Here is a 692-nt window from a genome sequence, read left to right as displayed (position 1 = left end):
CAGCGGGTCAGGTCAGCGACGACACCGGCGCCGCCGCTCTCCTGGACAGTCTGCCCAGAGCCCAGTGGCGGCGCCGACCACGGCGGTGTGGCATCCGGCATAGCGGTCCGGCACGCCGTGGCGGGCGCGAATCGGGGCGAGATCGTCGCGCTCGATCACCTCGACGGTCCAACCGGCGCCGCGCATATGCGTACCCAGCCGTCGCAGCATCCGCACCACGGCGTCTTGTAGGCGGTCATCCGCCGATCCTGCGCGAACGCCGGACCGGTGAATGCCAGAGTGACGGCGCCGCCGAGCAGCAGACGACGGTTCAATAGGGCCGTCATCAGTGAACCATGAAACGAACGGCGCCCGTCATCTTGTGACCGTCCGCGCCTTCGGCGGCCCAGTTCAGGACGTAGGCGCCGGGCGCCAGGGTCGGCAGGTCGGCGGACACGCGCGTCGTCGCCGCAGCAGCGGCGACAGGAACCACGACGGCGGCCTGACCCTCGGCGGTTACGGTGACGGCCTTCAACGTCATGGCGTGAGGGAAGGTGGCGGTGAACCAGTCGGGCGAACCATCGGTCATGTCCCCATCCGCCGGGCTGGTGACGACGCCGTGGGCGGCATGGTCGGCGGATGCGGCCTGACCGTGAGCGGCGTGGGCGTCATGCGCTCCATGCCCTGCGTGAGCGTCCTGGGCCACGGCCGGC

2 protein-coding genes are annotated in these 692 nt (G+C 70.8%); one reads left to right on the top strand and one right to left on the bottom strand.

Annotated elements, in window-relative coordinates:
• The coding region (locus B2U11_RS15665) for a hypothetical protein (RefSeq protein WP_349680730.1) at positions 1-231 on the top strand (231 nt) is incomplete at its 5' end.
• Positions 232-325: 94 nt separating this feature from the next.
• Here B2U11_RS15665 and B2U11_RS12915 read toward each other — a convergent pair.
• On the bottom strand, positions 326-692 hold a 367-nt coding region (locus B2U11_RS12915), incomplete at its 5' end, for a copper resistance protein CopC (protein ID WP_414632965.1).

This window comes from Brevundimonas sp. UBA7534, assembly GCF_002479325.1.
In the GTDB taxonomy this organism is placed as follows: Bacteria; Pseudomonadota; Alphaproteobacteria; order Caulobacterales; family Caulobacteraceae; genus Brevundimonas.
The sequence above is the reverse complement of the archived record's forward strand: the minus strand, read 5'-3'. Positions and strand labels throughout refer to the sequence as shown.